The organism is Bradyrhizobium sp. 14AA, from assembly GCF_054185205.1.
The window spans coordinates 1-491 of the sequence record NZ_JAVAYM010000118.1; the positions used below are offsets into that span (position 1 = coordinate 1).

At 65.6% G+C, this 491-nt stretch carries 1 protein-coding gene; it reads right to left on the reverse strand.

Going from position 1 to position 491, the window contains the following annotated elements:
• Positions 1 to 18: 18 nt before the first annotated feature.
• The coding region (locus RAD15_RS43590) for a transglutaminase-like cysteine peptidase (protein WP_458184828.1) at positions 19 to 491 on the reverse strand (473 nt) is incomplete at its 5' end.

The window sequence follows — 491 nt, forward strand, 5'->3', positions numbered from 1 at the left end:
TCGAGCGACTATCCCCTCTCAACGGTTCGCCGTGGTGACGGGCGAGGTGACCCCGCCCAGCGACACCCAGGCGATGGCGTCCTGGCTCTCGCGCTTGACGAAGACATAGCCGGTCCGGTGCCAGGGTAAGATGTCGTTGGTCTTGTTGTCCAGGACGAGGTCGCCGCGATCGGTCAGCAGGGTGAGTACGGCGTGACCCTCGCCGTTGGCGTCCACGACCACGGTCATCCGCATCGCCCGGCGCGGCAGACCCGCCTCGGCGAGCAGATGGCGCTTCAGGAGCTGATAGTCCTCGCAGTCGCCGAAGCCGTCCTCGGCCAGGTTCCATTGATCGGCTACGTGCCAGTGGTCCATGTCGGTCATCGGCTGCACCGCCTTATTCACCCGGCGGTTGATCGAAACGATGGTCGACCAGGTCGCGGGCGTGAGGGTGATGCGGGCAGGCTCCGTGCGGTCGAGTACGCATTCGGCCGGATAGTTCTCGCAGAACG